This is a genomic window from Kitasatospora saccharophila, assembly GCF_039529925.1.
In the GTDB taxonomy this organism is placed as follows: domain Bacteria; phylum Actinomycetota; class Actinomycetes; order Streptomycetales; family Streptomycetaceae; genus Kitasatospora; species Kitasatospora saccharophila.
In genome coordinates this window covers 143,545-149,954 of the sequence record NZ_BAAANS010000015.1, presented here as the reverse complement: position 1 = coordinate 149,954, position 6,410 = coordinate 143,545, and the positions used below count along the sequence as shown (strand labels likewise).

Here is a 6,410-nt window from a genome sequence, read left to right as displayed (position 1 = left end):
GAACTGCCGGCGCAGCCGCTCGGGATACGGACCGTACTCGCCGATCGGCAGGTACGGCTTGATGAACTCCCACTCCGCATCGGAAAGTTGCACTCGCGTCACGGAACACGGTCTACCGGATCAGGCCGCGCCGCGAGGGCAACTTCCCAGAATGATCACAACAGAATACGAGCCCTAGAGGCGCCGGTCGGGGACGCCGAGCGGCCGGTCGGGATGACGGACGAGCGGGCGTTCGCCTGGTGGGAGGCGCTGCCCGCCGAACTGCGCGAGCGGGTGGACGACCTGGTGCGGGGCGGCGGGAGCGGTGCGCTGTCCCTGCGGGCGGTCGAGGGCGGCCGGGCCGGGGCGAGCCTGCCGCAGGCGGCGGCGATCGTCGGGGCGCGGGCCGCCGTGGTGCGTCCGCCCGCCGGGCTGGGGGTCGACCGGTGGGCGATGGTCCGCCGGGCGGTCCTGCTCCGGCAGCCGGTCCTCGCCGTCGAGGCCCGCCCGGGCGGGTACGGCGCCGGCGGGCGGTTGTTCCGGGCGGTCGCGGTGGGGGAGACCGCGGACGCGGAACCGGCCGCGGTGGACGCCGACACCGCCGACCGCTGCCTGCGCGACGACCCCCGGGCCGCGCACCGGCGCCCCGTCGAGGCGGCCGCCGAACTGCTCGGCCGGCAGGCCGCCGCCGCGCTCGGGGTGCCCTTCCGGTGCGGCCGGGAACAGCCCTGAGGACCTGGCGAACTCCGCTTGTCAGTGCGGCCGATAGGCTTCTGCCATGGCTGCTCGACCCTTGCACGAAGTAGTGGAACCCGGCTGGGCCAAGGCCCTCGAACCGGTCGCCGGACAGGTCGCCGTGATGGGCGACTTCCTGCGCGCCGAGATCGCCGCCGGCCGCACCTACCTGCCGCCCGGCCCGCAGGTGCTGCGCGCCTTCCAGCAGCCGTTCGACGACGTCCGGGTGCTGATCGTCGGCCAGGACCCGTACCCCACCCCGGGGCACGCCGTCGGCCTCAGCTTCTCGGTCGCGCCCGAGGTCCGGCCGGTACCGCCCAGCCTGGCCAACATCTACCAGGAGTACAGCGAGGACCTCGGCCTCCCGGCCCCCTCCAACGGCGACCTCACCCCCTGGGCGGACCAGGGCGTCCTGCTGCTCAACCGGGCCCTGACCACCCAGACCCGCAAGACCAACGGCCACCGCGGCAAGGGCTGGGAGGCCGTCACCGAGCAGGCGATCAAGGCGCTCGCCGCCCGCAACAGCCCGCTCGTCGCCATCCTCTGGGGCCGTGACGCCCGCGAGTTGAAGCCCTGGCTCGGCCAGGTCCCCTGCATCGAGTCGCCGCACCCCAGCCCCTACTCGGCGAACAGCGGCTTCTTCAAGTCCCGTCCGTTCAGCCGTGCCAACGACCTGCTGGTCCGCCAGGGCGGCCGGCCCGTCGACTGGCGCCTGCCCTGATCGACGGCCGGATCCTGGCGGGAAGCCGTCGTTCCGGAACCGGAAACGGTCAGTCCAGAGCGTCAACCTCACCCGAAGGAGTGAAATGACGCTCTGTGTTGCTGGAGTGACGCGCTGTTCGAAGAGACTGACGGCAGTCGAGAGCGCGAGTCCCCTCCCCGTGCGGTCCGCCGGGTGAGGTTGCGGGCGCGCTCTACCGTTCACCACGCGTGGGGGTTCCTGTCATGTCTGTTCTGCGTTCGGTTGCCGTCTCGACCCTGGCGGCGTCCGCGCTCACGGTCGGGTTGCCGCTGTCCCCGGCCTCGGCCGCCGATGCCGGTACGCCCGCGAAATCCGGGAGGGCCAGTGCGGTGACCGCCGAACTGGCCCTGGACGTGACGCTGTTGAACGCGGTGAACGTCCCGGTGGACGTGGCGCTCAACAAGGTGGAGTCGCCCGCCCAGCGGGACGGCGCGATGCTGACCGCCAAGGTGGACGGGGTGGACGGCGGCCGGCCGGTGACGCTGGTGAAGGCCGAGGTCGGCAAGTCGGTCACCAAGGTGGACGACCGGCTGGCCACCGCGTCCGTGAAGCTGGTGGACGCCGACGTGCACGTGCCGGGCCTGCCGCTGACCACGCTGCTCGGGCTGGAGGCGATGAGCAGCGAGGTGAGCTGCCCGGTGGACGGGGTGCCGACCGCCAGCGTCACCGCGCCCGCGAAGCTCACCGTGCTGGGGAAGTCGGTGACGGTGGGCCTCAACTCGCCGACCCACGTGGACGTTCCGGCGATCGGCTCGGTGGACGTCGAGTTCGCCAAGAAGACGGTGACCTCCAGCACGGCGGCGGCCTCCGCGCTGGAGGTGAAGGTGGTGCTGAACCCGCTCAACCTGAACGTGGCCAAGGTGGACGGCACGGTGACGGTCGCCTCGGTGTCCTGCGAGAAGCCGGTGGCGGCGGTCGCCCCGGTGGCGGAGGTCTCCTCGCCCGCGGCCTCGCCCTCGACGTCGGCCCCGGCGTCGGCCTCGGCCTCCGGGCAGAACCGCGCGGTGCCGAAGGCGGACGGGGAGGAACTGGCGTACACCGGTTCCTCCGGGAGCACGGTGCTGGCCGCGGGCGGCGGCACGCTGCTGGTGGCGGGCGGCGCGGCGGTGTGGATGACCCGGCGGCGCCGCGCGGCGCACGCCCGGCACCGCTGACCGTCCGGTCGCCGCGCGGGGCGGAGCCCGTTCTGCCCCTTGTGTCCCGGTGGCGCGCCCGCATCGCGAGACGGGATCTCTCCGAGGGTGAGCGCGCCGCTGCGGACCGTTGGTTCACATGGGCGTTACATAGGAGGAACAACCGGGAAACGGCGGCTTGCGACGCTACGCGGGCACCCACCACCCAAGCAGTGAGGATCACCGCGATGGCGATCAAGGCCGAGTACATCTGGATCGACGGCACGAAGCCGACCGCGAAGCTTCGCTCCAAGACCCGGGTGCTGCCGAACGCCGACAAGATCCCCACCTGGGGCTTCGACGGTTCCTCGACCAACCAGGCCGAGGGTCACGCCTCGGACCGCGTGCTGAAGCCGGTGAAGGTCGTCAAGGACCCGATCCGCGGCGGCGAGAACATCCTGGTGCTGTGCGAGGTCTTCGAGACCAACGGTGACGCGCACGTGACCAACACCCGCGCCGCGCTGCGCGAGGTCGCCGAGCGCTACGCCGGGCAGGAGGCGATCTTCGGCATCGAGCAGGAGTACACCTTCTTCAAGGGCTCCCGCCCGCTCGGCTTCCCCGAGGGCGGCTACCCGGCCCCGCAGGGCGGCTACTACTGCGGCGTGGGCGCCGAGGAGGTCTTCGGCCGCGAGATCGTCGAGCTGCACCTCGACCGCTGCCTCGACGCCGGCCTGGCGATCTGCGGCATCAACGCCGAGGTCATGCCCGGCCAGTGGGAGTTCCAGATCGGCCCGGTCGACGCGCTGACCGTCTCGGACGACCTGTGGATCGCCCGCTACCTGCTCTACCGCACCTCCGAGGAGTTCGGCATCGACGCCACCCTCGACGCCAAGCCGGTCCGCGGCGACTGGAACGGTGCGGGCGCGCACACCAACTTCTCCACCAAGGCGATGCGCGAGGGCTACGACGCCATCATCACCGCCTGCGAGTCGCTCGGCGCCTCCCAGGAGAAGGTCCTGGAGCACGTCAACCAGTACGGTGACGACATCCAGTCCCGCCTGACCGGCAAGCACGAGACCGCCCCGTGGAACGTCTACTCCTACGGCGTGTCGGACCGCGGCGCCTCGGTCCGCATCCCGTGGCAGGTCGAGGTGGACCAGAAGGGCTACATCGAGGACCGTCGCCCGAACGCGAACGTCGACCCGTACGTGGTCACCCGCCTGATCGTCAACACCTGCTGCGAGGCCCTGGAGAAGGCCGGCCAGGTCTGATCCGCCCGCTGACCGCACGACGGCGCCCGCCGCTCCCCGTGAGGGGGACGGCGGGCGCCGTCGTCGTTGCCGGGGCGCCCCGGCAGGGCTCAGGACAGGACGAAGCCGTGGGTGCGGCCGACCGGGACGAAACCGCGCCGGGCGTACCAGTGCCGGGGCCAGTCCTCGGCGTCGGCGACCAGGAAGCGCAGGCCGCCGGGGGCGCGGTCGGCGGCCAGCCGCAGCGCGGTGGCCAGCACGGCGTCGGCCAGGCCGCGGCGCTGGTGCTCCTCGGCGGTGGCCAGGTCCTCGATCTGGGCGGTGCCCGCGGCGTCCTGGTACAGGTCGGCCCAGGAACCGAACTCGCCGTCGGTGTCCCGGGCGGCCAGCGTCAGCACCCGCTCGGCGCCCGCCGCGCGGGCGGTGCGCCGGTTCACCAGCTGGGCGATCGAGTCGTCCGGCGCCCACGGCAGCCAGTGCCGCCACTGCCGCTCCAGGGCCGGGGCCAGCTCGTCCGGCCCGACCGGCCCGGCGCCGCCGCCGGGCGGCAGCGGCCCCCGGTGCACCATCACCAGCTCGGTCTCGTGCCGGTACCCGGCGGCGGCCAGGCCGGGGGCGAGGGCCAGCCCCGAGGCGTCGTCGAACACCGAGATCCGCCGGTGCCCCAGGTGCCCGAGCACCCGCTCGGCCAGCCCCGCCACGTCGGTCCCGCTCGGCGGGGCGTCCAGCAGCAGCTGGTTGTGCTCGTGCGAGTAGGCGAACTCCGCGCTCAGCACCCCGAACCCGCCCGGCACCTCCACCACCTCGGCGGCCTGCCGCCGGGCGAAGGCGCGACGGAACTCCAGGGCGACCCGCAGGCTCTCCTCGCTCATCGGCCCATCGTAGGCCGACCGCTCCGCCCGGTTCGAGCGGTTTGTCGTACCGGCCCGCGCGGGGACGGAAAACCCTTTCGCGCCGAGGGCGTTGGGCTGGCTAGGATCCGGCCGCGCCGCCGGACGGCCCGGCGCGCGCGTACCGGACGGGCGGAACAACGACCTTGCGACACCTGAAGGCGGTGATCGCGGCCGCCGCGGTCGCCCTGCTGCTGACCTCCTGCGTGCGGCCCCCCGCCGCGCGGCCGAGCCTGCTGCCCACCAACGAGGCGGTCCGGCGGCAGCTGATCGCCTACGACACCGGGATCCGGCGGGCCGTGCTCGGCGAGCACCAGGGGGAGACCCCGGTCCGCAAAGTGATCACGGACGTGTGCGAGTACGGGGGCGAGGGCACCCGGGTCCGGGTCGTCCTGGGCGTGGTCACGTCGCTGGTCTCCCGGGAGGCCGAGTGGAACAAGGAGCTCATCGCGGCGTTCCACCGGAAGATGACGGAGCTGGGCTTCGAGCCCCGGGACGACGACGAACCCGACACCTGGGGGTACGACAACCCCGGGGACGACTTCACCGTGGAACTGAGCGAGAGCAGCGACCCCAGCAAGACGCTCCAACTGCGCGTCTTCTCGCCCTGCGTCGAGGCGGACGCCGGCGCGTCACCCGCCGCCGCCGCTTGAGTCTCCCGTCGGGGGAGACGGCAGGAGGGCGGGCATGGACGAGGACGGGCTGCTGACCATCGGCGTGCTGGCGCGGCGCACCGGGCTGACGGTGAAGGCCATCAGGTACTACTCGGACACCGGCCTGGTGCCGTCCACCGACCGCACCGCGGCCGGCTACCGGCGGTACGGCGCCGAGGCCCTGGCCCGGCTCGAACTCGTGCGCACCCTGCGCGAGTTGGGCCTCGGGCTGGACGCGGTGCGGCGGGTCCTGGAGCGCCAGGAGACTCTCGCCCGGGTGGCCCGGGCGCACGCCGACGCCATCGACCTGCGGATCCGCACGCTGTGCCGGCAGCGGGCCGTACTGCGGGCCGTCGCCGAACACGGAACCGACCCTGAGGAGACCGCGTTGATGCACCGCCTGCTACGACTGTCCGCCGAGGAACGCCGCCGCCTGATCGAGGAGTTCGTCGACGACACCTTCGGCACCGCCGACGCCAACCCCGAACTCGTCGCGGTGCTCCGCGCGGCCGTCCCCGAACTGCCCGAGGACCCCGGCACCGAACAGCTCACCGCCTGGGCCGAACTCGCCGAACTCACCGGCGACCAGGACTTCCGGGCCGCGCTCCGGCGGATGGCCGCCTACCAGGCCGAGCAGCGCGCCGAGGGCGACACCACCGGCCTGCACCACGAACTCACCGAACGGGTCAGGGAATCGGTGGGCGCCGCGCTGGCCGCCGGCACCGCCCCCGGGTCCCCCGCCGCCGCTGTTGTGGTCGCCGAACTGACCGCCCGCTACGCCGAGGCGTTCGGCCGCCCGGACGACGCCGCGCTGCGCGGGTGGATCCTGCGTCGGCTGGAGGTCGCCGCCGACCCCCGGGTCGAGCGCTACTGGGCCCTGCTGTCCCGGATCAACGGCTGGCCCGCCCCGCCCGAACTCGCCCCCGTGTTCGCCTGGTTCGCGGCCGCCCTGCGCGCGGCCGGATAAGCAGGGCGCAGGGCGCTCGGCCGGGGGCGGGGTGTAGGGCGCTCGGCCGGACGGCGGAGGGCGGGGCGCCCTAGGCTGGTCC

7 protein-coding genes are annotated in these 6,410 nt (G+C 73.5%); 6 read left to right on the top strand and 1 reads right to left on the bottom strand.

From position 1 onward, the window contains the following. Positions 1 to 213 precede the first annotated feature (213 nt). The 4 genes from ABD345_RS13845 (at position 214) to glnII (ending at position 3,839) form a co-directional block, all read left to right on the top strand. On the top strand, positions 214 to 711 hold the full coding sequence (locus ABD345_RS13845; protein ID WP_344552317.1) for a hypothetical protein: 498 nt from the start codon (positions 214 to 216) through the stop codon (positions 709 to 711). 46 nt (positions 712 to 757) lie between these two features. Further along, complete coding sequence (locus ABD345_RS13840; RefSeq protein ID WP_344552316.1) at positions 758 to 1,435, top strand: uracil-DNA glycosylase; 678 nt, start codon at positions 758 to 760, stop codon at positions 1,433 to 1,435. 224 nt (positions 1,436 to 1,659) lie between these two features. After that, entirely contained in the window at positions 1,660 to 2,610 is a 951-nt protein-coding gene (locus ABD345_RS13835; protein ID WP_344552315.1) for an SCO1860 family LAETG-anchored protein, read from the top strand. 206 nt (positions 2,611 to 2,816) lie between these two features. Further along, complete coding sequence (glnII, locus tag ABD345_RS13830) at positions 2,817 to 3,839, top strand: glutamine synthetase (protein WP_344552314.1); 1,023 nt, start codon at positions 2,817 to 2,819, stop codon at positions 3,837 to 3,839. A gap of 89 nt (positions 3,840 to 3,928) precedes the next feature. Here the strand turns inward: glnII and ABD345_RS13825 are convergent, their stop codons facing one another. Further along, complete coding sequence (locus ABD345_RS13825; protein WP_344552313.1) at positions 3,929 to 4,690, bottom strand: GNAT family N-acetyltransferase; 762 nt, start codon at positions 4,688 to 4,690, stop codon at positions 3,929 to 3,931. A 164-nt stretch (positions 4,691 to 4,854) separates the two neighbouring features. On the opposite strand from ABD345_RS13825, the gene ABD345_RS13820 reads away from it, so the two are divergent. Together ABD345_RS13820 and ABD345_RS13815 are read left to right on the top strand one after the other, a co-directional pair. Next, positions 4,855 to 5,361 carry a hypothetical protein gene (locus ABD345_RS13820; protein WP_344552312.1) on the top strand — a complete coding sequence of 169 codons (507 nt, stop codon included), beginning with the start codon at positions 4,855 to 4,857 and terminating at the stop codon, positions 5,359 to 5,361. Positions 5,362 to 5,395: 34 nt separating this feature from the next. Continuing rightward, positions 5,396 to 6,328, top strand: a complete 933-nt coding sequence (locus ABD345_RS13815) for a MerR family transcriptional regulator (RefSeq protein WP_344552311.1) — start codon at positions 5,396 to 5,398, stop codon at positions 6,326 to 6,328. The last annotated feature ends 82 nt before the right edge of the window (positions 6,329 to 6,410 follow it).